Origin of the sequence: Pelomonas sp. KK5 (genome assembly GCF_001984095.1) — a bacterium.
Lineage (GTDB): Bacteria > Pseudomonadota > Gammaproteobacteria > Burkholderiales > Burkholderiaceae_C > KK5.
The window spans coordinates 17,163-42,266 of sequence record NZ_LYVQ01000026.1 but is presented as its reverse complement, the minus strand read 5'-3'; the positions used below and the strand labels follow the sequence as shown (position 1 = coordinate 42,266).

Genomic DNA, 25,104 nt, shown 5'->3' with positions numbered 1-25,104 from the left:
GCCCGGCCCCGCCGGCGTGCAGTCGGTGGCGACGCTGGACGGCTTGTTGGCCGCCGCCGTGAGCATGTCGAAGGACAGCTCCATGTCCACGTTGATGCGCTCGCCGGCCGTCAGCAGGTCCACGTACCAGCCGTTGTTGACGGCCCAGTTGACCGGGGTCGAGGTGCTGCCGATGACGCGCGGAGAGTCGCTGCTGACCGCCTGCTTGACCAGCTTCGCGCCGGTCGACCGGGCGTTGCCGATGCCGGTGGAGCCGAGACTGTCCTTGATGGCATAGATGCTCTGCGCGTCGGTGTTGGTGACGTCGGTCTTGCCGAGGTAGCGGCCGGTACCCACGTAGACGACCGCCCAGCTGCCGCCGTTGGCATCGACCTGGCCGAGCTGGGGCATTGTGGTGATCGGCTGCGCCTTGCCGCTGGCGTCGGTCAGCTGGGCGATGCTCAGCGCGGCGTTCTTCGGATCCTGGATGCCGTCGATGTCGAAGCGCCAGACATTGCCCAGCAGGTCGCCGGCGTAGAAGCGCTTGCCCAGGTTCTCGGTGTCGGAGTCCACCCAGACGTTGAGCTTGTTCAGGCCGCTCGAATTGCCGGCCGAGCCGACGCCGGTGTCGATGGTCTTGCTGGCGAGCACCGGGGCGCCGGTGATCGCGTTGACGACGAACAGGTGGCCGCCGCCATCCGGGTTGTTGTAGCCGGAGGTGAAGGCGACGATCCAGGTGCCGTCCTTGCGCTTGGTGATGACCGGGTTGCCGAAGGTATAGCCCAGGGAGGAATCGGTGTACTCCCACAGCGCCACCGGCGTGGCCGGGTCGGTGATGTCCAGCGCGTAGTAGCCGCGGCCACCCGAGTTGAGCCCGCCGACCAGGATGGTCCGCCACTTGCCGGCGGTGGCGTCATAGACGTCGCCGACCGCCGGGGTCGCGTCCACGTAGTACTGGTGCTTGGAGGCATAGAAGCTGTCCGCCAGCAGGTACAGGTTGGGCATCACCAGGCGCGGGATGTAGGCCCAGCGCTCGGTGCCCGAGGAACTGGTGGCGACGGCATTCTTGGTGCTCGGGTCGATCGTCGTCTCGGCATTGAAGGCGTGCAGCATGCCGTCGTTGGCACCGACGTAGATGGTCGGCTTGCGCCCGGACTGCGCGTTCTTGAAGCCGGCGTAGTTGTTTTCCGTGTAGTTGAACGCGGGCTTGCCGACATACACCGGCGAGGAGTTGACGATGTCGCCCAGCAGCTTGGCCGGCGTGCGGTACTGCGCCTGCGGCTGCCCGCGCAGGAAGCTGAGCAGGTTGGCGCCGGAGTTGAAGTTCGTCAGCGCCGTGCCCGACAGGCCGGCGCACTGGGACAGCACCGGCGTCTTGTTGCATGCGTTGTCGAAGTAAGCCAGCTCGGTGCTGGTCATCTTGGTCGTGTCGTAGACGAAGGGCTGCAGCGTGCCGGTGAAGCTGCCGGCGGTGCCGCTGGGGCGGAAGTAGTAGATGTTGCGCGTGGTCGAGGTGGACAGCTGCGCGGCGGCGGACCAGATGGCCAGGTCCACCGGCTTGCCGTCAGCGCCCAGCGCGGTGGTGGCGACGACGCCGGTGGTGACGTCCATCGAGTAGGCGCGCAGGTCGCCGGTCCAGTCCTGCGACTGGAACTGGGCGACGAAGACGCCGTTGTCGCCCTGCACCGGCTGCAGCGTGCTGGTGGCCGCCGCGGAGGACGAGCCCTTGACGCCCTGGATGGTGCTCAGCGTAGCGGCCAGGCTGCTGGCCAGCGTGCTCGGGTCGGTGGCGCTGAAGTAGCGGCCGCGCCCGTTGACGGCGGCGTGCCAGAGGTCGTCGATGTTGACGGCGCCGGCATCGCTGCTGGGCACCGGCCAGTTGGCCGCGCCGCTCTTGACGTTGGCATAGTCGCCGCTGGTCTGGCTCAGGTAGTTGGGGTCATACAGCAAGGTCCCGCTATTGCCCAGGCTCAGCGTGTAGGTGCTCATGTGCAGCCAGGTGGCCGTGTCGTCGCCGAAGCCGACGACGGGCTGGGTGCTGTCGCAAAGGCTGGTGGCCAGCGCGCCGGTGCAGTTGCCCATGCCCGTGGTGCGCAGCGCATTGGAGTAATAGAACATGGCCACGTCGGCCAGCGAGCTGGACGAGCCGCCGCTGCTGGTGGTCGTCGTGGTGGTGGTCGGGTTGGTGGTGGTGGTCGTGGGCGTCGTGCTGGTCGTCGTGGCCGTGCCGACCACGGTGCTGCTGCTGGGCGTCGTCGTGACGTTGTCGGGGATCGTCGGCAGCGCGATGGCGACCGGCGTGGTCGCCGCGCTCGCGCTGGAAACGCAGGTGGCGGTCACGGTCGGCGTGCTGGTCTGGGTCCAGGCGGTCCAGCCAAACGTGCCGTTCTGGTTGGCCGGGGGCGTGGGCTGCGGTTGCGTCGGTGCCTGGCTGCCGTTGACGACGCCGGTGTCGCTGATCGGCGTGGTGGTGCTGTTGCTGGTGCTGGTCGTGTTGTCCGAGCTCTGCACGCCGTTCACCGCGATGATGGTTTCGGTGTAGTTGGTAGTCGTCGAGTAGCCGGTCACCACCGTGCGCGACTGCTGCGTGTCCAGCGAACTGATGGTGGTGCTGGTCAGCGTGGTGCCCTTGTTCTGTGTCTCGGTCCAGGAGTACTGGAAGGACTTGCCGCTCGAGCAGCTGCTGCCGCTGAAGGTGACCGTGCCGGTATTGCCGGGCGTCCCGATGCCGCGCGCCAGCCCGGTGATAGTGACGGTGAAGGTCTTCGTGTCGACGGCCGTGATCGTGTAGGGACCGCCGTTGAAGTTCGAGACCGAGAGCCCCGACAGCGTGACGCTCTGGCCGGCCACGAAGTTGCCGGCGGTACCGAGCTTGACGGTCAGCGTGCAGCTCTGCTTGCCGCCCGAGGTGTTGGAGCAGCTGGTCGCGATGGTCGAGGTGGCGAAGCCCGGGCTGGTGAGCGAGTAGTTGGTGCGCTGCTGTGCGTTCGTCGGCGTGTACTTGATCGTGACCGTCGTGGTCTTGTCGGTCTTGACGTCCGGCGTGGTCACCGTGGACTGGTAGCTCGTCGTCGCGCTCCAGGTCTTCACCGTCTTCACGGTCGAGGTGTTGCCGTCGTACTGCGGCCGGGGCGTGGCACCGCCGTCCTGCTCGCCGACCAGGGTGGTGTTGTCGAACTTGTAGGGACCGTAGTTCGTCGCCGCCGTGCCGTTGGAAACCTCATCCTGGGTGTTCCAGTAGCCGTCGGTGGACAGGATCGTGAAGTTCTTCTGGCACGAGTACTGGATCGGGTCGTAGGTCTGGCCGGACACCTGCTTGGCATAGTAACGACCGACCTTGGACAGTGCGCCGCGCAGCGGCGTGTAGGGCCCCGGCACGGCCCCCATCAGCTTGCTGTAGAAGCTGGTCTTCTGCGTGCTGTCGAAGTCACGGACGTTCAGGAAGGTGGTGCCCTCGGTAACGCCCGTGTCGGAGATGGTCGTGAAGCCGATGCGATAGTCACTGCCCATCACCGCGAAGGCCTGGCTGGTGCTGGTCTGCATCATCAGCATGCGGGTGCGGTAGTACTGGTACCAGTTGGCGTAGTTCTGCGCCTCGGTCGAGGCGGCCGTGACCATCTTCAAGGTGAACACGCCCGCGCCGGGCGAGGCGCTGATGGCGCTGTTGCATTCCTTGTAGAAGGTCGAGCTGGTGTCCAGGCTGTTGCCGGGATAGCGGTAGCTCATCGCAGTACTGCTGCCGCTGTAGGCGTAGTAGTACTGCTGCACGGGGGAGTCATCGCCGACGGTGACCGTGCTGAGCGTGCCCGAGCCGACGGCCAGCAGCACGTTGATGGACAGCGCACCAGTGGATGAATCCCAGCTCGCCACCGTGCCCACCATGTACTTGGCGCCGGTGCTGGACGTGCTGTTGTCGAACACCGTCACGATGTTGCCGGCCACGTACCAGGAACTCTGCTTGCTGCTGACGTTGATCGTCAGGTTCAGCGTGCCGGAGGAGACGATGGTGGCCGAGGTCTGCGAGACCGTGCGCTGGTTGTAGGTGCCGGTCTTCGCGTTGCCGCCGCTCAGAAAGCTGGTGGACCCAAGAGCAAGGTTGTTCCCGCTGGCGTCCTTGGGCGGCGAGTAGCTCAGCGCGGGGTTGTAGGCCACGCCATTGCACTGGGAGCTGCGGCGACCGTACTGGATGGCGTTGCCAAACTTGTTGCGGGCGGGGACGACATAGTCGGCATCGTCGGGCAGGTAGTCCGACGCCATCGAGCCCGAATCGTCCAGGATGAACATCACGTTGGGCTTGACCTGGCTGGTCGAGGTCGTGAAGAGCGGCGCGGTGGCGATGTCGGTGTCGGCACGGGCGGGGCTCGCGAGGGCGGCCGCCAGCAGCGCCAGGCCGCCGAGCCAGGCGCGGCTGCGTTGCAACGGATCAAATGTCGGATTCATAGCAGTCCCCTGAGCCCTGGATCAGAAATGCACCAATGTCTCGGTGTAGGCCACCGTGCCGCGCGCCCCGACCGTGCGGGTCAGGATGCGGTAGGCCGTGCCCGTGGAAAAGGTCGTGAAGCGGCCGCCCGGCTTGAGCGCGCCGCGCTGGTGCGTGGTGGTGGTCTGCGCCGTGACCGGCGTGACGCAGCTGTTGCTGCTGTCGTTGGGGCCGGCGTTCTTGCACAGCCGCGTGATGACATAACGCGAATTCCCGTCGGCATCCAGCGCCTGCGTCTTCAGGCACACCGGCGTGGTCTTGGCGCTGACGCTCTGGCAGTCGTCGCCCTTCCAGTCGGGCACGACGACGGCGGTCGCCGAGGTGGCGACGAGGCTGCCCGTCGGGTCGAGGTTGGCCGGCGCGGTGGAGGAATAGCCGTTGGCCGGGATGTCGCTATCCAGCATGCCGGACACGGCCGTGCTGTTCTGCAGCCAGGTGATCGCGCTCTCGGCCGTCAGCGAGCCGGCCGCGACCGCATCCTTCTTGAAGCCCAGGTTGCCCAGCACCAGCATGCCGGTGTCCACCGAGCGCACCAGCGCCACGGCGCCGATGGTCAGCACCGCCAGCGCGCAGAGCGCGAACAGCATGGACACGCCGCGCTGGGCCGAGGCGGCAAGGCGCCGGGCTGACGTCGTCATCGTCTTCATGATTTCCACAGCTGGTTGCGCAAGGGGACGAGCACGTCGAAGACCTTGTAGCGGTAGTGCTTCCAGTCGGCCGCGCCGTCCACGTGCAGGGCGATGCAGTTGGAGGTGCCGCAGGCGCTGGCGCCGGTGATCGTGCCGACGCTGCCGACGTCCCACTGCGGGTTGCTCGTCGTCACCTCGTCCTTCTCGTACTCGGCGCTGCGCGCCACCACCGCCAGGCGCACCGCGCGCACCTTGAGCCAGTCCGCGTTGCTGGCGGGGGTGACGCTGTCGTAGGTGTCGATGATGTTGTCCCCGTCGGTGTCCTTGCCGTACAGCGCCTTGAGCATGACGATGTTGGACTGCACGTCCTGGGTCGTCGCTGCCTGGGTACTGACGCTGTAGCTGGTCTGGCGTAGCCGCATGTCGGCGGTGAGCGAGAAGCTGATGTCGTTGAGCGTGCCCAGGTTGACGAGGTAGGCCCCGGCGGCGGTAGCCTTGGTCGGGTACTTGTTGGCGTTCCAGCTGTTGTCGTTGCGCATGACGACGGTGGTGGTGGACGGCGTCGCGGGCGGATCGACGTCGCTGGCCTGGAACACCTCGCAGGTCGTGTCCGGCGAGCCGTAGACCAGGGCCAGCAGGTCGCCCTTGGCGATGCCCAGCGTCGACTTCACGTTGAAGGTCGTGTTCTGGTTGGAGGAGCTCTGGTTCGGGTCGTAGAAGGGCGCCATCAGGGGCGCGGCCATCACGAAGTTGGTCTTCGAGCTGGACAGGATGCGCACCGCGTCGGCGGTGCTGGCGTTGCCGGCCGTGATGATCACCGGCGCCAGCACCGGCGGCGCGCCGGCAATGGCGGCCCCGCCGCTCTGGACCGACAGCGTGCAGCCGGCGGTCCAGGAATCGGTGACGATGCCGTAGCCGGCCATCTTCAGCTGCCGCTCGATGGTGTAGATCGCCAGCCCGCCGTTGATCTGGGCATCGGATCCGCTGGAGGTCGTGCGCCGCTGGTTCTCAGCATTGACCAGCACCGCGGCGATCGCGATGGTCACCAGCAGGCCCACGGTCATGCCCACCAGCAGCTCGATCAGCGTGAAGCCGGCCTGGCCGGGCGCAGGGTTGGTGTGCGTGCGCATCATCATCACGGCTGCCAGATCATCGTGGTGGAGAAGCTGTTGCGGTCGCTGCCCTGGGCCCAGCTCACGGTGACCGTGATCGTGCCTGTGGCCGTCGCCGCGGCGACGGTGGCCTGCCCGGACGGCAGCCTGACGCCGACGCGGCGCAGCCAGTCCTTGCAGCGCGCATAGGCCGCGCACTGGTCGCCGTTGTACGAGGCCAGGTTGGCCGGCGCGTCGGTCTGGATCAGGCCGAACAGCTCGGAGGCGAGGTTGGAGGCATCGGCGCGGTAGTGGGCGGAGCTCTGGGCGCGGGTCATCGAGGCCTGCAGTCCGATCAGGCCGAGGATGCCGAAGGCGAAGATCAGCATGCCGACGAGCGCCTCGATCAAGGCGATGCCGCGCTGCTGATGACGCTGATTCCTGGAGTTAGCGCGAGGCATGCGTGTGGTTCCTGCTCATCAAAGCGTCGGGCAGACACGCGGGTCGCCGGCCGCCACGTCGGGATCGCAGTTGCGCACCGAGCCGCCGGCCTCGACGACCACCCGCAGCCGGCGACCGCCGCCTGCGGCCAACGTGACGTCGATCGTCTGGATCGGGTCGGCCCCGTCGGCAATGACCTGGCCCAGCCCGTTGAAGGTCACATGGTTGGCGGCGTTGGCGCCCGAGGACTGCGCGCTGATGCTGACGGCGCTGCTGGACTCGCCCGCCTGCGAGCGGAAGGCCAGCTGTGGCGCGTCCGTCAGCGAGGCCACGGCATTGCACTGGCCAGCCGGATTGCCCACGCTGACCACCCACTGCGAGGAACTCGACGACACGCTGCACGAACTGCCGGGCACGCTGGAGGTGGTGTCGGACACCAGCCAGAAGGTCACGTTGCCGTTGCGCCGCAGCGACTCGTTGCGCGCGCGCTCGATGCCACCGCGCAGCGACTCCGCCACGTTGCGCATCTTGATGCTGGTCAGCCAGTCGGCCACGTAAGGCATCAGCCGGGACAGCACCAGGCCGAGCACGATCAGCACGACCATGACTTCGACCAGGTTCACCCCGCGCTGACGGCTTCTGTTCAGCATTCGTCGCCCTTGATCAGCCAGCAGGACTTGTCGACCGTCTGGCCCTTGAACTTGCTCGTCTTCATCAGGCCGGTGTTGTCGATCGAATAGACATGACCGGAAGCTGCCGTCCCGGTCTTGCCGCTGGCGGTGATCGTGTACCCCGCCCCGCCGCCGGACACCGCGCAGCCATAGGTGAAGTACTTGGCGCCGTTGGGCGCGAAGGTGTTCCAGCTGGGCGCGGCCACGCCGCCGGTGGCGCAGGCGGCGCTGGTGCCGTAGTTGCGGTTGTCCTGGAAGAACTGCTCCATCTGCACCCGGTAGGTGGACAGCGCGGAAGTGGCCTCGGGCAGCTGTCCGCGGCGCACGTAGTCGGTATAGGCGGGGATCGCGACGGCCGCCAGGATGCCGATGATGACCACCGTGATCAGCAGTTCGATCAGGGTGAAGCCGGCCGTGCGGCGGGGGCGGTGGTGCAGGCTCATGGTGTTCTTTTCCTAACGGTCTGTCTCGACGCAGCGCGATGGGCGCCATTCTCGGCAGCACCGGCCTGGGGCGCCGTGAACAAGTGCACACATTAATCCCTAGTTTCGACGAACGGGAGTGGGCTGGCGACCAGTGGCGCGGCCTTTGTAACGAATCGTCGGGCGCGGAAACGACAGAAGCCGCCCGAAGGCGGCTTCTTTTTGCTAAGCGCTGAAGGGTCAGCGCGGCAGGTCGCTGGTCCCCATCAGGAACTCATCCACCGCCCGCGCCGCCTGGCGGCCTTCGCGGATCGCCCACACGACCAGGCTCTGGCCGCGCCGCATGTCGCCCGCCGCAAACACCTTGTCCACATTGGTGGCATAGCCGCCGGTGAAGTCGGTCGTCGCCTTGGCATTGCCGCGGGCATCCTTGCTGACGCCGAAGGCATCGAGCACGGTGGCGATCGGGGCCGTGAAGCCCATCGCCAGGAAGACCAGGTCGGCCTTCAGCGTCTGCTCGGTGCCCGGCACTTCCGTCAGCTTGCCGTCCTTGAACTCGACCTTGACGGTCTTGAGGCCGGTCAGCTTGCCCTTCTCGCCGACGAATTCCTTCGTCGAGATAGCAAACACACGCTCGCAGCCCTCTTCATGGCTGGACGAGGTGCGCAGCTTGATCGGCCAGTAGGGCCAGGTCAGCGGGCGGTCTTCTTCCTCGGGCGGCTGCGGCATCACCTCGAACTGGGTGACGCTCTTGGCGCCATGGCGGTTGCTGGTGCCGACGCAGTCGCTGCCGGTGTCGCCGCCGCCGATGACGATGACGTGCTTGCCGTCGGCGCGGATCTGGCCCTTCAGCTTGTCGCCCGCGTTGACCTTGTTCTGCTGGGGCAGGAACTCCATCGCGAAGTGCACGCCCTGCAGTTCGCGGCCGGGCACCGGCAGGTCGCGCGAGTTCTCGGCACCGCCGGTCAGCAGCACGGCGTCGAACTGTGCCTTCAGCTCATCGGCGCTGATGACTTCCTTGGCCCAGTTGGTGACCTTGTGGCCTTCGGGGATCGAGCCGACCAGCACGCCGGTCTTGAACACCACGCCCTCGGCTTCCATCTGCGCGACGCGGCGGTCGATGTGCGACTTCTCCATCTTGAAGTCGGGGATGCCGTAGCGCAGCAGGCCGCCGACGCGGTCGTTCTTCTCGAACAGCGTGACGCTGTGGCCGGCGCGCGCCAGCTGCTGCGCGGCGGCCATGCCCGCCGGGCCGGAGCCGACGACGGCGACCGTCTTGCCGGTCTTCACCTTGGCCACTTGCGGCTTGACCCAGCCCTCGGCCCAGGCGCGGTCGATGATCGCGTGCTCGATGGACTTGATGCCTACTGCGTCGTCGTTGACGTTCAGCGTGCAGGCCGCCTCGCAGGGCGCGGGGCAGATGCGGCCGGTGAACTCGGGGAAGTTGTTGGTGCTGTGCAGGACGGTGATCGCGGCCTTCCAGTCCTCATTGCGGCCGCGATACACGAGGTCGTTGAAGTCCGGAATGATGTTGTTGACCGGGCAGCCGTTGTTGCAGAAAGGCGTGCCGCAGTCCATGCAGCGCGCGCCCTGCACCTTCGCCTGGTCGGTGTTCAGGCCGATAACGAATTCCTTGTAGTTCTTGACCCGCGTCGGGACGGCCTCGTAGCCCTCTTCCAGACGCTCGTACTCCATGAAGCCGGTGACTTTTCCCATGGTTCTTCTTCCTCAGACTTTGGCGGCGGCGCCGGCGGCGGGGGCCTTGGCGTGGACGATGGCTTCTGCAGCTTCCCTGGCGGCGTGGATCTCGCCCAGGGCGCGCTTGTACTCGTGCGGGAACACCTTGATGAACTTGGCGCGTGAGGCGGCCCAGTTGTCCAGCAGCTCGCGGGCGCGCTGGCTGCCGGTCCAGCGGTGGTGGTCTTCCAGCATCTTCTTGACGATGGCCTCGTCGGTCTGCTGCTCGCTGCCTTCGCCGAGGTGGTGCCAGATGGCCTTGTCGACGGTCGCTTCCTGCTCAGGCGAAGGCAGCAGCTTGTCCAGCGCCACCATCGAGGTATTGCAGCGCTTGTGGAACTCGCCGTCCTCGTCGAACACGTAGGCGATGCCGCCGCTCATGCCGGCCGCGAAGTTGCGGCCGGTCTTGCCCAGCACCATCACCGTGCCGCCGGTCATGTACTCGCAGCCGTGGTCGCCGGTGCCCTCGACGACCGCCGAGGCGCCCGACAGGCGCACCGCGAAGCGCTCGCCGGCCACGCCGCGGAAGAAGGCCTCGCCGCGCGTGGCGCCGTAGAGCACCGTGTTGCCGACGATGATGTTCTTCGTGGCGTCGCCGCGGAAGTCGATGGACGGGCGCACGACGACGCGGCCGCCGGACAGGCCCTTGCCGGTGTAGTCGTTGGCGTCACCGATCAGGTAGAAGGTGATGCCCTGCGCCAGGAAGGCGCCGTAGCTCTGGCCGCCGGTGCCTTCCATCTGGATGAAGATGGTCTGGTCGGGCAGGCCCTCGGGCTTGCGGCGGATCAGCTCGCCGGACAGCATCGCGCCGACCGTGCGGCGTACGTTGGTCACCTGCTGCATGAACTGCACCTTTTCGCCCTTCTCGAAGGCGGGGAGGCACTTCTCGATCAGCTTGACGTCCAGCGCCTTGTCCAGCGCGTGGTCCTGCTTTTCCACGTGGATGCGGGGCACGTCGGCCGGCACCTCGGGGCGATGGAACACGCGGCTGAAGTCCAGGCCCTTGGCCTTCCAGTGGCTGATGCCCTTCTTCGTATCGAGCAGGTCGGCGCGGCCGATCAGGTCCTCGAACTTCTTGATGCCCAGCTGCGCCATGATCTGGCGCGCTTCCTCGGCGACGAAGAAGAAGAAGTTGATCACGTGCTCGGGCTTGCCGGTGAACTTGGCGCGCAGCACCGGGTCCTGCGTGGCGACGCCGACCGGGCAGGTGTTCAGGTGGCACTTGCGCATCATGATGCAGCCCTCGGCCACCAGCGGCGCGGTGGCGAAGCCGAACTCGTCGGCACCCAGCAGCGCGCCGATGACGACGTCGCGGCCGGTCTTCAGCTGGCCGTCGGTCTGCACGCGCACGCGGCCGCGCAGGCGGTTCAGCACCAGGGTCTGCTGCGTCTCCGCCAGGCCCAGCTCCCACGGCGTGCCGCAGTGCTTGATGGAGGACCAGGGCGAGGCGCCGGTGCCGCCGTCATGGCCGGCGATCACGATGTGGTCGGCCTTGGCCTTGGCCACGCCGGTCGCCACCGTGCCGACGCCCACTTCCGACACCAGCTTCACCGACACGTCGGCGCGCGGGTTGACGTTCTTCAGGTCGTGGATCAGCTGGGCCAGGTCCTCGATCGAGTAGATGTCGTGGTGCGGCGGCGGCGAGATCAGGCCGACGCCCGGCACCGAGTAGCGCAGGAAGCCGATGTACTCGCTGACCTTGCCGCCCGGCAGCTGGCCGCCCTCGCCGGGCTTGGCGCCCTGGGCCATCTTGATCTGGATCTGGTCGGCCGACACCAGGTACTCGGTCGTCACGCCGAAGCGGCCGGAGGCGACCTGCTTGATCTTGGAGCGCAGCGAGTCGCCGTCCTTCATCGTGTAGTCGGCGGCGATGACCTTAGAGCCGATGACGTCGGACACCTTGGTGCCGTCGGTGATCTTGATGCCCTTCAGCTCATTGCGATAACGGGCCGGGTCTTCGCCGCCTTCGCCGGTATTGCTCTTGCCGCCGATGCGGTTCATCGCGATGGCCAGCGTGGAGTGCGCTTCCGTCGAGATCGAGCCGAGCGACATCGCGCCGGTGGCGAAGCGCTTGACGATGTCGGCGGCCGATTCCACTTCCTCGACCGGGATCGCCTTGGCCGGATCGAACTTGAACTCGAACAGGCCGCGCAGCGTCATGTGGCGCTTGCTCTGGTCGTTGATGATCTGGGCGTATTCCTTGTACGTGTCGAACTTGCCGGAGCGCGCGCTGTGCTGCAGCTTGGCGATCGCGTCGGGCGTCCACATATGGTCCTCGCCGCGCACGCGCCAGGCATATTCGCCGCCGGTCTCGAGCAGGTGCTCCATGATCGGGTCGTCGCCGAAGGCGGCCTTGTGCAGGCGGATCGCTTCCTCGGCCACCTCGAACACGCCGATGCCGCCGACCTGCGTCGGCGTGCCGCGGAAGTACTTCTCGACGAAGTCCTTCTTGAGGCCGATCGCCTCGAAGATCTGCGCGCCGCAGTAGGACATATAGGTCGAGATGCCCATCTTGGACATGATCTTCGACAGGCCCTTGCCCACGGCCTTGATGTAGTTGTAGATCGCCTTGTCGGCGCTGAGGTTGCCGGGCAGCTCGGCGTGCATGCCGCTCAGCGTTTCCAGCGCGAGATAGGGGTGGACCGCCTCGGCGCCGAAGCCGGCCAGCACGGCGAAGTGGTGCACCTCGCGGGCGGTGCCGGTCTCGACGACCAGGCCGGCCGTCGTGCGGCGGCCTTCGCGCACCAGGTGGTGGTGGACGGCCGACAGCGCCAGCAGCGCGGGGATCGCGATGCGGTCGGCGCTGAGGTGGCGGTCGGTGATGATCAGGATGTTGTGGCCGGTCTTGATCGCGTCCACGGTCTCGGCGCACAGCGAGGCGAGCTGGGCCTCGACGCCTTCGCGACCCCAGGCGGCCGGGTAGGTGATGTCCAGCTCATAGGGCTTGAACTTGCCGTTGGTGTGGGCCTCGATGCCGCGCAGGCGGGCCATGTCCTGGAAGTCCAGGATCGGCTGGTGCACCTCGAGGCGCATCGGCGGGTTGACGGCGTTGATGTCCAGCAGGTTCGGCTTCGGGCCGATGAAGCTGTTCAGGCTCATCACGATGTTCTCGCGGATCGGGTCGATCGGCGGGTTCGTGACCTGGGCGAAGAGCTGCTTGAAGTAGTTGAACAGCGGCTTGTCCTTGCCCGAGAGCACGGCCAGCGGCGAGTCGTTGCCCATCGAGCCGATGCCTTCTTCGCCGTTCGTGGCCATCGGCGCCATCAGGAACTTGATGTCTTCCTGCGTGAAGCCGAAGGCCTGCTGGCGTTGCAGCAGCGGCGTCGCAAACTCGGCCTTGGGTACCTCGACCACCGGCAGGTCATCGAGCTTGACGCGGACGTTCTCGATCCACTGGCGGTACGGACGCGCGTTCGCGTACTGGTTCTTCAGTTCCTCGTCGTCGACGATGCGGCCCTGCTCCAGGTCGATGAGGAACATCTTGCCCGGCTGCAGGCGCCACTTCTTGACGATCTTGTTCTCGGGGATCGGCAGCACGCCGGACTCCGAGGCGAGGACGACCAGGTCGTCGTCGGTGATGCAGTAGCGGGCCGGGCGCAGGCCGTTGCGGTCCAGCGCGGCGCAGACCTGGCGGCCGTCGGTGAAGGCCATGGCGGCGGGGCCGTCCCAGGGCTCCATCATCGCGGCGTGGTACTCGTAGAAGGCGCGGCGGCGCTCGTCCATCAGCTCATGCTGCTCCCAGGCTTCCGGGATCATCATCATCGCGGCGTGGGCCAGCGGGTAGCCGCTCATCGTGAGCAGCTCCATCGCGTTGTCGAAGGTGGCCGTGTCGGACTGGTGCTCGAAGCTGATCGGGTAGAGCTTCTGCAGGTCGTCGCCCAGCACCGGCGACTTCATCACGCCCTCGCGGGCACGCATCCAGTTGAAGTTGCCCTTGACGGTGTTGATCTCGCCGTTGTGGGCCACCATCCGGTACGGGTGGGCGAGCGGCCACTCGGGGAAGGTGTTGGTGGAGAAGCGCTGGTGCACCAGGGCGATGGCGGAGACCACGCGCGGGTCGGCCAGGTCCTTGTAGTACTTGCCGACCTGGTCGGCCAGCAGCAGGCCCTTGTAGATGACCGTGCGGCAGCTCATGCTGGGCACGTAGTACTCGCGGCTGTGCGTGAGCTTCAGGGCCTGGATGGCGCTGCTGGCGGTCTTGCGGATCACGTAGAGCTTACGTTCCAGCGCGTCGGGCACGATGATGTCCGGGCCGCGGCCGATGAAGATCTGGCGGATCACCGGCTCCTTCTCGCGCACGGTGGGCGACATCGGCATCTCGCGGTCCACCGGCACGTCGCGCCAGCCCAGCAAGACCTGACCCTCGACCTTGATCGCGCGGGCCAGTTCCTGCTCGCAGGCCAGGCGGGAGGCGGCTTCCTTGGGCATGAAGATCATGCCGACGCCGTACTCGCCGGGCGGCGGCAGGTCGATGCCCTGCAGCTTCATCTCGGCGCGGTAGAACTCGTCCGGGATCTGGATCAGGATGCCGGCGCCGTCGCCCATCAGCTTGTCGGCGCCGACGGCGCCGCGATGGTCGAGGTTCTCGAGGATCTTGAGGCCCTGCTGGACGATGTGGTGCGCCTTGTGGCCCTTGATGTGGGCGACGAAGCCGAGGCCGCAGGCGTCCTTCTCGTTCTCGGGGCGGTAGAGGCCGTGGGCGCTCAGGTCCTGTTTTTCTTGGTCGATCTGGGCGGCGGTGGTGATCGGGATGATCTTCTGCATGGCTCTCTCCGCATCGGAAATGGCAAACGAGCGCGAAGCTTACTGCGCCGCAGCAAAACGCTCAATCAAGAATAATTGGGGTCAGACTCTTATTGAATGAAACGAGTCGTTCGCACATCAATTAATTGGGGACATAGTCGATTTCGGCGGGCGGCCCCGGCGACGCGGGCTGACCGGCCGATCCGTCACCTCGCCGATCGCTCGCAAGAAGGGTGCCGAACCGAGCGGCCAGCCCTTCAGCGCCGCCTCGCCCAGCCGTTTCGCCTCGTCCTCGGTGACGCCCTGCTCCAGCCAGGCCTTGTAGGCCGCTTCGCGCTCGAAGGGCGTGTTGCCGATGCCCCAGAACAGCGCGTGGTCCAGGACCAGCGGATCGCGCCGCTTCCCCAGATGGTGCGCGGCGCTGGACCAGCGGTAGTCCTCCGGGCGGACCGCCTGGCCCAGCCGCTGCGGATTGGTCTCGATGAAGCGCATGCAGGCGAGCAGGTACTCACTTGCTTCCAGCGGCGCGGCGCGGAAACGTCCGTCCCACAAGGTGCCGCTGCGGCCGTGGCGCTTGTTGAAGGCCGCCACGTAACGGCGGCCGAGCGACTGCATCATCCGGCTCAAGGCCTCGTCGGTCTCCGGCGTGGCCAGCAGATGGATGTGGTTGTCCATCAGGATGTAGGCGTGCACCGCCACCTTGTGCAGCGCAGCGCATTCGCGCAGCTCGGCGAGCAGGCGCTCGCGGTCCGTATCGTCGGTGACGATGGCCTGGCGGTTCAGGCCGCGCTGGATCAGGTGGTGCGGATGACCGGCGAGGGTCAGTCTTGCGAGGCGAGCCATGGCGGGATCAGCATTTGAGTCTGACCCCGATTATGTTCAGAACAAAGTGCGCCCGGTCAGCCGCTGGTGCTCCTTCATCGCGAAGCGGTCGGTCATGCCGGCGATGTAGTCGGCGATGGCGCGGTAGCGGTCCTCGGCCAGCGCGTATTCGTCGGGTAGCAGGGTCGGGTCTTGCGCGTAGAGGGCGAAAAGCTCGCGCAGCAGCGCCTCGGCGCGCACGCGCATGTCCTGCACCTGCGGGTGGCGATAGAGGTTGGCGAAGAGGAAGCGCTTCAGCTCCGTGCTGGCCGCGCGCATCGCGGGGCTGAAGCGGATCAGCGGCTTGGCTTGCGCGCGCACCGCATCGGCATCGGCTGGCGCCGCGTGATCGAGCGCGGCCTGGCTGGCGTCGATGATGTCGTAGACCTGCGCCGACAGCATGCGTCGGATCGTGTCGAACAGCAGGCGCTTGCCCTTCAGGCTCGGAAACTCGGCCAGGGTGGCACGCAGATGCTCCGCCACCAGCGGCACGGTCTCCAACTGCTCCAGCGTCACCAGGCCGGAGCGCACGCCGTCGTCGACGTCATGGGCGTTGTAGGCCACCTCGTCAGCCAGGTTGCACAGCTGTCCTTCGAGGCTGGTCTGCCCGCCGTGCAGGAAGCGGTGGGCGATGCCGCCCGGTTCGGCCGCCTCGATGATCTCGGCATAGCGCTTGGCGCAGTGCTTCAGGATGCCCTCGCGGGTCTCGAAGCAGAGGTTCAGCCCGTCGAAGGCCGGGTAGCGCTGCTCCAGCGCATCGACGACCCGTAGCGACTGGAGGTTATGTTCGAAGCCGCCGTGCGTCTTCATGCAGTCGTTCAGCACGTCCTGGCCGGCGTGGCCGAAGGGCGTGTGGCCGAGGTCGTGGGCCAGCGCGATGGCCTCGATCAGGTCTTCGTCGAGCCGCAGGCTGCGGCCGATCGAGCGGCCCAGCTGCGCCACCTCCAGCGAGTGCGTCAGCCGCGTGCGGAACAGGTCGCCCTCGTGGTTCATGAACACCTGGGTCTTGTAGACCAGACGGCGGAAGGCGGTGCTGTGGATGATGCGGTCGCGGTCGCGCTGGAACTCGCTGCGCGTGGGCGCCTGGGGCTCCGCGACGCGCCGGCCGCGGCTGCGAGTGGGGTGACTTGCGTACGCGGCCAGTTTTGCTGTCATCGTCAGGCGGTGTGAGCCTCGATGACCTGGGCCACCAGATCGTCCGGCGCGGGCCGCATCGACGCCGTGCCCAGCGCCTCGATGACGACGAAGCGTATCGCCCCGCCCTCGGCCTTCTTGTCCACGCGCATCAGTTCCATGTAGCGCGACACGCCGAGCTTGGGGCCGACGACCGGCAGGCCGGCCCGCTCGATCAGGATCTTCATGCGAGGCAGGAACTCGGGCGGCATCAGCCCGAGCCTGACGCTCAAATCGCTCGCCATCACCATGCCGCAGCCGACGCCCTCGCCGTGCAGCCATTCGCCGTAGCCCAGGCCCGTCTCGATCGCGTGACCGAAGGTGTGGCCGAAGTTCAGGATCGCCCGCAGGCCCTGCTCACGTTCGTCCTGGCCGACGACGTCGGCCTTGATCTCGCAGCTGCGCCTCACCGCATAGGCCAGCGCCGTCTTGTCGCGCGCCAGCAGCGCGTCGATGTTCGCTTCCAGCCAGCCGAGAAAGGCGGCATCGGCGATCGGGCCGTACTTGATGATCTCGGCCAGGCCGGCGCTCAGCTCCCGCGGCGGCAGCGTGTCCAGCGTGTCCAGGTCGGCGATCACCCGCTGCGGCTGGTAGAACGCGCCGATCATGTTCTTGCCCAGCGGATGGTTGATCGCCGTCTTGCCGCCGACCGAGGAATCCACCTGCGAGAGCAGCGTCGTCGGCACCTGCACGAAGGGCACGCCGCGCATGTAGACGGCGGCGGCGAAGCCGGTCATATCGCCGATGACGCCGCCACCCAGCGCAAAGAGCACGGTCTTGCGATCGCAGGCCTTGGCCAGCAGGTGGTCGAAGATCGTGTTGAGCGAGTCCCAGTCCTTGTGGGCCTCGCCGTCGGGCAGGATCACCGCGTCCACGCGCCCGTAGACGGGCGCCAACTGGCGCTTCAGGCGCTCCAGGTAGAGCGGCGCGACGGTAACGTTGGTGACGATCACGGCCACGGCGGCACTGGGCAGGCCCTGCCAGCTCGATGGCGCATCCAGCAGCGCGGAGCCGATCAGGATGTCGTAGCTGCGCTCCTGGTCGAGCGCGATGGAAACGGTGGTCGGGACAGCAGCAGTCATGCCCCGAGTTTACGGGTGCTGCTGCGCTCCCACCGTGGCGGCCACGCGAGCCGGGTCGATCAGGCCGGCCAGTTCGAGCTGCATCAGCGCCATGTTGACCAGGCCGTGCACCGACGGGCGGCCGGTCTCGAGCACGTAATGTGCACAACGGCGATACAGCGGATCGCGCTGCGCATACAGCTCCCGCAGCTTGGCCAGCGGGTCGCGCACCTGCAAAAGCGGGCGCTGCGTGTCGTGGCGCAGGCGGCGGAACAGGTCCTCGGGCGTGGAGCGCAGGTAGAGCACCGTCGAGCGCGAGTGCAGCAGCTCGCGGTTGGCCTCGCGCAGCACCGAGCCGCCGCCGGTGCCCAGCACCAGTTCGCCGTCCTCGGACAGGATCCGCTGCAAGACCTGACCCTCGATGTCGCGGAACGCAGCCTCGCCCTCGCGGTCGAAGAAGCTGCGGATGGACTCGCCGAGCCGGTGCTCGATCTCGGCATCCGAGTCGATGAAACGGACGCCCAGCTGGCGGCCCAGCTGCTTGCCGACGGTGGACTTGCCACCGCCGGGCATGCCGACCAGGGCAATGATCCCGGTCGGGCTCACCTCACACCCGGATCAGTTCGAGTCCGTGCAACTGGTCGACTGACCGTAGGGGCTGATGCGGTACGCAGGTGCGGGAACATGGGTGACGATGGATGTGGCGTCGGCAGGCAAGGTCGCGACGGCTGTCGGACTCGGAGAGTATGCCGGAGGACTGAGCACGCCCCCTGCCGCGGCGGTAATGCGGTAGTTGACCCAGGTGGCCTTGTCCTTGAGGTACTGGATCACCAGGATCGCCGACCCGTTGGCATCGGTCACCGTGCTGCCGGACATGCTGATGCTGACGTCCGACTTGCGCGGATCCAGCTGCGCATTTCCATTGATGTCCTCGCCGCTGTCGATCGCGCCGTTGCGGTTCAGGTCCTCGTTGAGGCAGGTCGCGGTGATCGTCTGCACCCAGATGCTGTTGGCCGCATCCCAGGTGTAGAAGCCCTTGTTGTAGCTGATCAGGTCGATCGAGGGCGTGATCTGCACGTTCGCCTGCGGGTTGCCGGCGGTGTTGACCACCAGCAGGCCGAAGCTCTTGACGAGGTTCAGGTTGTTGTTCGAGAAGCCGACCGTCTCGTTCTCGCCGATCGTGATGGACACGGGCTCCGACACCACCGTCAGCGTGGTCAACGCCTGGTTGGGGCAGGCACCGGCGGCAAAGTCGGTCAGCGACCAGCAGGCGCGGATGGTCACGCCGTTCACGGGGCTGGAGCGGGTACCCGGCGAGTAGGTGGTCGCCACATTGCCGTTGGCGTCCGAATACACGATCGACGTGCCCGAGCCGAGCGTGCCGCCAATGCTGTTGCTGTCGCCGTTCAGGTCGAAGCGCACGCGCACGTTCTTCACCGGCGCGTTGTTGGCACCGAGGAAGAGCGCACTGATCGCCGCGAGATTCGCCGTGCCGGTCGAGTTGACGGCCACCACGTTCGGCGCGGCCGAGAGCGTTGCCGAGGACACGGCCGGCGTTGCGTCCGGCACGGAGGACGTGCTCGACGGCACGGTCACCGTGGTCTCGGACTTCGCACCGCCCGCAGTGGCGGTGATCAGGATCGCGCCTGCGGTCGCCGGCGCCGTGTAGGTGTACGGATAGGCCCCGTTGATGTCGGTCACGCCGGTTGCCGTCGGCACGCCCGGACCCGACACACTGATTGCCACGCCGGGCATCGGGTTCTTGTTGACGTCGGTCAGCGTGTACTGCACCTGGTTGCCGGTGCTGCCCGCGGTGAGCACGGACGGCACGGCCTGGCCTTGCAGCTGCGCACCCGTGACCTGGAACGAAGCGGTCTGGACCAGCGTACCGCTGGTGGCGGTGATGGTGATCAGGCGATTCGACTTGTCGGCGCCGATGGTCGCCACGGCGGTGACGACGCCGGACGCATTGGTGGATCCGCCCGAAGTGATCGTGCCGTTGTTGTCGATGGCCAGCGTCACAGGAATGCCAGCCAGCACATTGTTGGTGGCGGTCACCGCGGTAACCGTGACGTTGACGGGCGTGCCGCCCGCATTGCCCACATTGCTCCGGTCCAGCGCAACGGTGATGCGCGCCGCGGTTGGCGTGGTCGCGGAGGCCGGCGGGTCGACGACATCGAAGGACACCGATCGCGTGATGCTGCCGCTGACGACGGTGATCGTCACCTTGCCGTTGGTCGTGCTGTTGCCCAGCGTGACGACGGCCTTCAGCTGCCCGCTGGTGTCGGTGACCGTGCCGGCCGGCGTGGCGATCCCGCGATCCACCGAGAACGAAACGCCCACGCCCGACACCACATTGCGGTTGGCATCGACCGCAGTCGCGGTGACCGTGACGCCGCCGGTGTCGATGTTGGTGATGCTGGACTTGTCCAGCACCACCACGAGGTCGTTGGCCGTCGCCGTCGGCTTCGCCGGGCTGCTGGCCGAATCACCCGGCGTGAAGACGGAGGTCCCCGCGTTGGAGCCCCCACCGCACGCCGTCAGCACGCCCGCCAAGGCCAAGGCCAGCAGGCCCTGCACCGCACGGCGTCCCATTACAACGAGATTGCTCACTTTTTCCTCTCCTGCCGATCTGTCTCGGCTTCTTCCTACCGCGTTTCCCTGGACCGAATCCGCTCAACGCACCGGCGCCCGCTCGCTGACCACCTTCGGCGTCAGGAAGATCAGCAGCTCCGTCTTGCTGGACGTCTTGGACTTGTTCTTGAACAGGTTGCCGAGGATGGGGATGTCACCCAGCAGCGGCACCTTGGAGATGTTCTCCTGCTCGTCCATCGTGAAGATGCCGCCGATGACGACGGTGCCGCCGTTCTCGACCAGCACCTGGGTCTGCACGTGCTTGGTGTTGATCGAATAGCCCTGTGGCGTCAGCGTGCCGCGGCTGTCCTTGGTGACGTCCACGCTGAGGATCACGCTGCCTTCCGGCGTGATCTGCGGCGTGACCTCGAGCTTCAGGTTGGCCTTGCGGAACTGCACCGAGGTGGCGCCGCTGGAGGTGGCGACCTGGTAGGGCAGTTCCTCGCCCTGCTCGATCAGCGCCTTGACCTGGTCGGCGGTGATGACGCGCGGGCTGGAAACGATCTTGCCCTTGCCGTCGGCCTCCAGTGCCGAGAGCTCGAGGTTCAGGAAGCGGTTGGCGGCCGAGCTGAACAGCGACAGCGCGAAGGTCGCCGCGGTGCCGGAAGCGAAGGCGTCCGAGGAGACGTTGGCCGGCAGGTTGACGAACTGCGTGTTGCCGAGGTCGGTTGCGGTCGACGACTGCCGGGTCTGGTAGGCATTGGACGCGTAGTTGTTGCCCACGGTCACGTAGTTGCTGCCGCCGACGCTATAGCCCGGAATGCCACCCTGGATGCCGCGCAGGTCGCTGGTGCCGAGCTTGACGCCCAGCGAGCGGCCGAAGGTGTCCTGCGCCTCGACGATGCGCGCCTCGATGAGCACCTGGCGCACCGGGATGTCGATCTTGGCGATCATGGCCTGGATCTCTTCCAGCTTGGCCGGCGTGTCGGAGACGAACAGCTGGTTGGTGCGGGTCTCGTAGATCACGCTGCCGCGCGGCGACAGGATGCGGGTCGTGGTCGAACCGCCGCCACTGCTGCTGCCACCACCCTGGCCGGTGGTCTGGCCGGTCAGTCCCTTGGCCACTTCCTCGGCCTTGGTGTAGTTCAGCTGGAAAGCCTGGGTGCGGAGCGGCTCCAGCGCGGCGATCTGCGCCTTGGCCTCCAGCTCCAGCTTCTCCTTGGCGGCCAGCTCGTCCTTGGGCGCGATCAGCAGCACGTTGCCCGACTTGCGCATGCCCAGGCCCTTGGCCTGCAGGATGATGTCCAGCGCCTGGTCCCAGGGCACGTCCTTCAGGCGCAGCGTGACGTTGCCGGTCACGGTGTCGCTGGTGACGACGTTGAAGTTGGTGAAGTCGGCGATGACCTGCAGCAGTGCGCGCACGTCGATGTTCTGGAAATTCAGCGACAGCTTGTCGCCGGCATAGCCCGGCCCTTGCGTCAGCTTGTTCGGGTCGACCTTCTGCGGGCGCACCTCCAGCACGAATTGGTTGTCGCTCTGGTAGGCGCTGTGCTCCCAGGCGCCCTTGGGTTCGACCACCAGGCGCACCCGGTCGCCGGTCTGGCTGGCGGTGACGAACTGCACCGGGCTGCCGAAGTCGGTCACGTCCAGGCGGCGGCGCAGCCGCTCGGGCAGGCTGGAACGCAGGAACTCCACGACCAGGTTCTGGCCCTGCTGCTGGATGTCCACGCCCACCTGGGTGCTGGGCAGGTTGACGATGACGCGGCCGGCGCCATCGGGGCCGCGGCGGAAGTCGATATCACGCAGGGCCAGCGGCGCGTCGTTCTGGGCCTGGGCGAAGTGCACCGGCTCCGGCGTGCCGGGCGCACGGGCCGCGGCGGTCGGCGCCTCCAGGATCAGCAGCAGCGCATTGCCGTCGAGCTGCGCGCGATAGCCCGAGGCCTGGCGCAGGTTCAGCACGATGCGGGTCCGCTCGCCGGCCTGGGCGACGTTGGCGGTGCGCAGGTTGCCCTGGTTGAACTCGACCACCGAACGGCCGATGCCGTTGATGACGCCGGGCAGGTCGATGGCGACGCGAGGCGGCGTCTGCACGGTGAAGCCGTTGGGCACTTCGCGCAGCGGCTCGGACAGCTCGATGCGGACCACCTCCACGCCGGCCTGCTGCGTGCTGTTGATGGCCTTGATCGTCGCCTGCGCGAAGGCCTGCGATGCCGATCCCAGTCCCAGGGCCAGGCCCGCGGCCAGCGTCCAGGTTGCGCGCCAAACGTTCCTCATCCGGGACTTCTCCTGCAGTGCTGGCTTCTTGTTCATCGACCCTTCTCCTGAAGCTGGAGGGTACTTGTGCGTTCTATCCACTCGCCCGCAGCGTCCTGGACGACTTCCCGCAACGTCACATCGGTTTCTGAGATCTTCATGATTCGGCCGAAGTTCTGGCCGAGGTAGTCCCCGACCTTGACCTGGTAGAGCAGGTTGTCCACCCGCAGCAGCGCATAGCGCTTGTTGTCGCGCGTGAGGCTGCCGACCATGCCCATGCTGTCCAGCGGATAGGCTTCCAGCGGCTCGCGGCGGCGGTTCATCTCGGCCGTCAGCAGCGAGTTGGGTTGCGCAGCCTCCTGCTTGACCGCCACGCTCAGCTTCTGGACGCTGAAGGGGTCGACGCCACCGGCGGCCTCGTAGGGCTGGGGCAGGAACTTCTTGGGTGGCAGCAGCGGCTTGATGGTGGCATGGGCCGCGTGGCGCTGCTCCTCCATCCACTGCCGCAGTTCGTCCAGGTCGGCGGAGCAGCCGGCCAGCAGCAGGCCAGCAAGTAGCGCCGTGGGGAAATAGGCTGCGCGCATCATGGCTTCTTCGGCTTGGCGGCCGCCTTCTTCTGGTCGGCCAGCTCGGTCTGGTCCAGATAGCGGTAGGTGCGGGCCGTGGCCTCCATGGCCAGGTTGCCGCTGTTGATGTCCTTGCCGGTGGGCGCCACGACGACCAGGTTGTGCAGGGTCACGATGCGCGACAGGTTGGCCACGTCGGCGGCGAAGGCGCCGATGTCGTGATAGCGGCCCGACACGCGCAGCGAGATCGGCAGCTCCGCGTAGTCCTTGATGACCATCTGGCCGGGCCGGAACAGTTCGAACTGCAGGCCGCGGCCGAGGCCCGCCTGGTTGATGTCGGACAACAGCGCATCCATCTCGGCCTTGCCGGGCAGCTGCTTCTCGAGCTGGGTCACGTATTCCTCGACCTGGCTCTTCTGCTTGCGCAGCTCGGGCAGGTTCACCGCCTGGGCCAGCTTGGCCTTGAAGTCTTCCTTGAGCACCGGCTCGCGGGCGCGCTCGGCGTCGAGCTTGGTCTGCTCGTCCGACAGCAGCAGCAGCCAGCCGAGGACCACCACCAAGATGCCCACGGCCACGAAGGCCGCCACCTTGGGCAGCGTGGGCCACTGGCCGGGCTCCTTGGGGTTGAGGCCGCGGAACTGGTCCTGCACGCCCTCGAACCAGGCGTTCAGATCGAAATTGAGTGCCTTTGTCGCCATGGCTGTCTCTGTCTTCACTCAGGGCTTGGCCGCCGAGGCGGGCAGCGCAGCGCCCGGCGCTGCTCCGGGCTCGGCCGCCGGCGCCTTCATCGTCACACGCATCGAGAACTCGAACAGCCGCTTCTGGTCACGCGTGTTGGCCGTCAGGTTGGCGACCTTGGTCTCCACCAGCTCGGGCTTCTCCAGCCATTCGGAGTTGCGCGACAAGTTGCGCAGCAGCTCGGACACGCGCTCGTTGGTCTGCGCGATGCCGGTCAGGTTGACCACCTTGTCGGCCTGGCGGATGGCCGTCAGGTAGATGCCCTCGGGCACCAGGCGGGCCAGCTCGTTGAGCAGGTGCACCGGCGTGTTGCGATCGGTCTGCAGGTCCTCGACCGCCTTCTGGCGCGCCTTCAGCGATTCGATCTCGGAGCGCAGGTTCGCGATGTCCTTGATCTGCACTTCCAGGCGGCTGATCTCGCTGCCCAGATACTGGTTGCGGCGCTGCTGCTCGGAGGTCAGCTGCTGCAACAGCAACAGGGCCGCCACGACGACGCCGGCGCCCACGGCCGCGGCCACGCCCAGGCCCACGAAGAAGGCGTTCTTGCGACGCTTGCGCTTCTCTTCCCGGTACGGCAGCAGGTTGATCAGGATCACTGGAAAAACCTCCGCATCGCCAGACCGCAGGCCGTCAGGTAGGCGGGCGCCTCGCGCCGCAGCTTGGGCTCGCGCACGGCCGAGCCGAGCGCCATGTTCTCGAAGGGATTGACCACCATGCAGGCGAAGCCGGTGAGCTCGGTCACGCGCTCCTTGAGGCCCGGCAGGGTGGCCGTGCCGCCGGCCAGCATCACGTAATGCACCTTGTGGTGCGGCGTGCTGGTGAAGAAATACTGCAGCGCCCGGCCGATTTCCTGCGACAGGCTGTCCACGAAGGGATTCAGCACCGCCGATTCATAATCTTCCGGCAAATCGTTGGACAGTTTCTTCTGCTCCGCCTCTTCGAATGAAAAGCCGTATTGGCGCGAAATCAGCTGCGTCAGCTGCGAGCCGCCGAAGGCCTGGTCGCGGTCGTAGAGCATCTCGTCGTCGCGCAGCACCTTGAGGCTGGTCGTGTCGGCGCCGATCTCGAACAGCGCCACCAAAGCGTCCTTGCCGCTGTTGGGCAGGTTGGCGATCAGCCGGCCCATCGCCATGCGCGAGGCATGCGATTCGATGTCCAGGATCACCGGCCGCAGGCCTGCCGCCTCGGCCAGGCCCTGGCGGTCCTGCACGCGATCCTTGCGGGAGGCGGCGATCAGCACTTCCACGTCGCCCACCGAGGTCGGGCTCGGGCCGATCACGCAGAAGTCGAGGCTCACTTCGTCCAGCGAGAACGGAATGTACTGGTTGGCCTCGGCCTCGACCTGCAGTTCCATCTCCTCGTCGCGCAGGCCGGCGGGCAGCATGATCTTCTTGGTGATCACGGCCGATTGCGGCATGGCCAGCACGGCGTCGCGCGTCTTGGAGCCGCTGCGCGCCACGACGCGGCGCACCGCGTCGGCCACCTCGTCGAATTTCTCGATCTGCCCGTCGGTAATCCAGCCTTTTTCGAAAGGCTCGGTGGCAAACCGCTCGAGCACCATTTCCCCATTGACGCTCTGGTTCAGTTCAACCAGCTTTACGCTGGACGAGCTGATATCCAAGCCGATCATGGGCGGGTGCTTGCGTCCCCGCAGTACGTCAAGAAAGCCCATGACGCTATTCCCC

Annotated in this window: 18 protein-coding genes; all 18 read right to left on the bottom strand. The window is 66.9% G+C overall.

The window, feature by feature from the left end; all coding sequences use genetic code 11:
- On the bottom strand, positions 1–4,419 hold a 4,419-nt coding region (locus B0W88_RS06010), incomplete at its 3' end, for a pilus assembly protein (protein ID WP_255378649.1).
- A 21-nt stretch (positions 4,420–4,440) separates the two neighbouring features.
- Positions 4,441–5,097: a hypothetical protein gene (locus B0W88_RS06005; protein WP_144006630.1), complete on the bottom strand. Its 657-nt coding sequence runs from the start codon at positions 5,095–5,097 to the stop codon at positions 4,441–4,443.
- Between the two features lie 5 nt (positions 5,098–5,102).
- On the bottom strand, positions 5,103–6,221 hold the full coding sequence (locus B0W88_RS06000; RefSeq protein ID WP_158080805.1) for a PilW family protein: 1,119 nt from the start codon (positions 6,219–6,221) through the stop codon (positions 5,103–5,105).
- Positions 6,222–6,223: 2 nt separating this feature from the next.
- Entirely contained in the window at positions 6,224–6,640 is a 417-nt protein-coding gene (locus B0W88_RS05995; protein WP_077033747.1) for a prepilin-type N-terminal cleavage/methylation domain-containing protein, read from the bottom strand.
- A gap of 18 nt (positions 6,641–6,658) precedes the next feature.
- A complete protein-coding gene (locus B0W88_RS05990; protein WP_077033746.1) occupies positions 6,659–7,270 on the bottom strand; it encodes a Tfp pilus assembly protein FimT/FimU in 612 nt (203 codons plus the stop codon).
- Positions 7,264–7,734: a type IV pilin protein gene (locus tag B0W88_RS05985; RefSeq protein ID WP_077033745.1), complete on the bottom strand. Its 471-nt coding sequence runs from the start codon at positions 7,732–7,734 to the stop codon at positions 7,264–7,266. The genes B0W88_RS05990 and B0W88_RS05985 overlap by 7 nt, the downstream gene beginning before the upstream one ends.
- Positions 7,735–7,953: 219 nt before the next feature.
- Positions 7,954–9,429: a glutamate synthase subunit beta gene (locus B0W88_RS05980; protein WP_077033744.1), complete on the bottom strand. Its 1,476-nt coding sequence runs from the start codon at positions 9,427–9,429 to the stop codon at positions 7,954–7,956.
- 12 nt (positions 9,430–9,441) lie between these two features.
- Positions 9,442–14,214: a glutamate synthase-related protein gene (locus tag B0W88_RS05975; protein WP_144006628.1), complete on the bottom strand. Its 4,773-nt coding sequence runs from the start codon at positions 14,212–14,214 to the stop codon at positions 9,442–9,444.
- A gap of 117 nt (positions 14,215–14,331) precedes the next feature.
- A complete protein-coding gene (locus B0W88_RS05970; RefSeq protein ID WP_077033743.1) occupies positions 14,332–15,036 on the bottom strand; it encodes a transposase in 705 nt (234 codons plus the stop codon).
- Between the two features lie 36 nt (positions 15,037–15,072).
- Entirely contained in the window at positions 15,073–16,209 is a 1,137-nt protein-coding gene (locus tag B0W88_RS05965; RefSeq protein ID WP_077033742.1) for a deoxyguanosinetriphosphate triphosphohydrolase, read from the bottom strand.
- 2 nt (positions 16,210–16,211) lie between these two features.
- The gene (gene aroB / locus B0W88_RS05960; protein ID WP_077033741.1) at positions 16,212–17,309 is read right to left on the bottom strand and encodes a 3-dehydroquinate synthase; all 1,098 of its coding nucleotides are present in this window, start codon (positions 17,307–17,309) and stop codon (positions 16,212–16,214) included.
- A gap of 9 nt (positions 17,310–17,318) precedes the next feature.
- Positions 17,319–17,894 (bottom strand): shikimate kinase, encoded by a 576-nt coding sequence (locus B0W88_RS05955; RefSeq protein ID WP_255378648.1) that lies wholly within the window; start codon positions 17,892–17,894, stop codon positions 17,319–17,321.
- A gap of 12 nt (positions 17,895–17,906) precedes the next feature.
- Positions 17,907–19,901 (bottom strand): S-layer family protein, encoded by a 1,995-nt coding sequence (locus tag B0W88_RS05950; RefSeq protein ID WP_144006627.1) that lies wholly within the window; start codon positions 19,899–19,901, stop codon positions 17,907–17,909.
- 63 nt (positions 19,902–19,964) lie between these two features.
- On the bottom strand, positions 19,965–22,172 hold the full coding sequence (gene pilQ / locus B0W88_RS05945; protein WP_077033739.1) for a type IV pilus secretin PilQ: 2,208 nt from the start codon (positions 22,170–22,172) through the stop codon (positions 19,965–19,967).
- A complete protein-coding gene (locus B0W88_RS05940; protein WP_077033738.1) occupies positions 22,169–22,702 on the bottom strand; it encodes a pilus assembly protein PilP in 534 nt (177 codons plus the stop codon). Before B0W88_RS05940 ends, pilQ begins: the two co-directional genes overlap by 4 nt.
- A complete protein-coding gene (locus B0W88_RS05935) occupies positions 22,699–23,379 on the bottom strand; it encodes a type 4a pilus biogenesis protein PilO (protein WP_077033737.1) in 681 nt (226 codons plus the stop codon). Before B0W88_RS05935 ends, B0W88_RS05940 begins: the two co-directional genes overlap by 4 nt.
- A gap of 18 nt (positions 23,380–23,397) precedes the next feature.
- Positions 23,398–24,015: a PilN domain-containing protein gene (locus B0W88_RS05930; protein ID WP_077033736.1), complete on the bottom strand. Its 618-nt coding sequence runs from the start codon at positions 24,013–24,015 to the stop codon at positions 23,398–23,400.
- Positions 24,012–25,091 carry a pilus assembly protein PilM gene (locus tag B0W88_RS05925; RefSeq protein WP_077033735.1) on the bottom strand — a complete coding sequence of 360 codons (1,080 nt, stop codon included), beginning with the start codon at positions 25,089–25,091 and terminating at the stop codon, positions 24,012–24,014. The genes B0W88_RS05930 and B0W88_RS05925 overlap by 4 nt, the downstream gene beginning before the upstream one ends.
- Between the last annotated feature and the right edge of the window lie 13 nt (positions 25,092–25,104).

What these genes read in the sequence shown, in the direction of transcription:
- B0W88_RS05975 (WP_144006628.1), bottom strand. Translation starts at nt 14,214, where the DNA reads ATGCAGAAGATCATCCCGATCACCACCGCCGCCCAGATCGACCAAGAA.
- B0W88_RS05970 (WP_077033743.1), bottom strand. Translation starts at nt 15,036, where the DNA reads ATGGCTCGCCTCGCAAGACTGACCCTCGCCGGTCATCCGCACCACCTG.
- B0W88_RS05935 (WP_077033737.1), bottom strand. Translation starts at nt 23,379, where the DNA reads ATGGCGACAAAGGCACTCAATTTCGATCTGAACGCCTGGTTCGAGGGC.
- B0W88_RS05965 (WP_077033742.1), bottom strand. Translation starts at nt 16,209, where the DNA reads ATGACAGCAAAACTGGCCGCGTACGCAAGTCACCCCACTCGCAGCCGC.
- B0W88_RS05995 (WP_077033747.1), bottom strand. Translation starts at nt 6,640, where the DNA reads ATGCCTCGCGCTAACTCCAGGAATCAGCGTCATCAGCAGCGCGGCATC.
- B0W88_RS06005 (WP_144006630.1), bottom strand. Translation starts at nt 5,097, where the DNA reads ATGACGACGTCAGCCCGGCGCCTTGCCGCCTCGGCCCAGCGCGGCGTG.
- B0W88_RS05940 (WP_077033738.1), bottom strand. Translation starts at nt 22,702, where the DNA reads ATGATGCGCGCAGCCTATTTCCCCACGGCGCTACTTGCTGGCCTGCTG.
- B0W88_RS05925 (WP_077033735.1), bottom strand. Translation starts at nt 25,091, where the DNA reads ATGGGCTTTCTTGACGTACTGCGGGGACGCAAGCACCCGCCCATGATC.
- pilQ (WP_077033739.1), bottom strand. Translation starts at nt 22,172, where the DNA reads ATGAACAAGAAGCCAGCACTGCAGGAGAAGTCCCGGATGAGGAACGTT.
- B0W88_RS05990 (WP_077033746.1), bottom strand. Translation starts at nt 7,270, where the DNA reads ATGCTGAACAGAAGCCGTCAGCGCGGGGTGAACCTGGTCGAAGTCATG.
- B0W88_RS06000 (WP_158080805.1), bottom strand. Translation starts at nt 6,221, where the DNA reads ATGATGCGCACGCACACCAACCCTGCGCCCGGCCAGGCCGGCTTCACG.
- B0W88_RS05980 (WP_077033744.1), bottom strand. Translation starts at nt 9,429, where the DNA reads ATGGGAAAAGTCACCGGCTTCATGGAGTACGAGCGTCTGGAAGAGGGC.
- aroB (WP_077033741.1), bottom strand. Translation starts at nt 17,309, where the DNA reads ATGACTGCTGCTGTCCCGACCACCGTTTCCATCGCGCTCGACCAGGAG.
- B0W88_RS05985 (WP_077033745.1), bottom strand. Translation starts at nt 7,734, where the DNA reads ATGAGCCTGCACCACCGCCCCCGCCGCACGGCCGGCTTCACCCTGATC.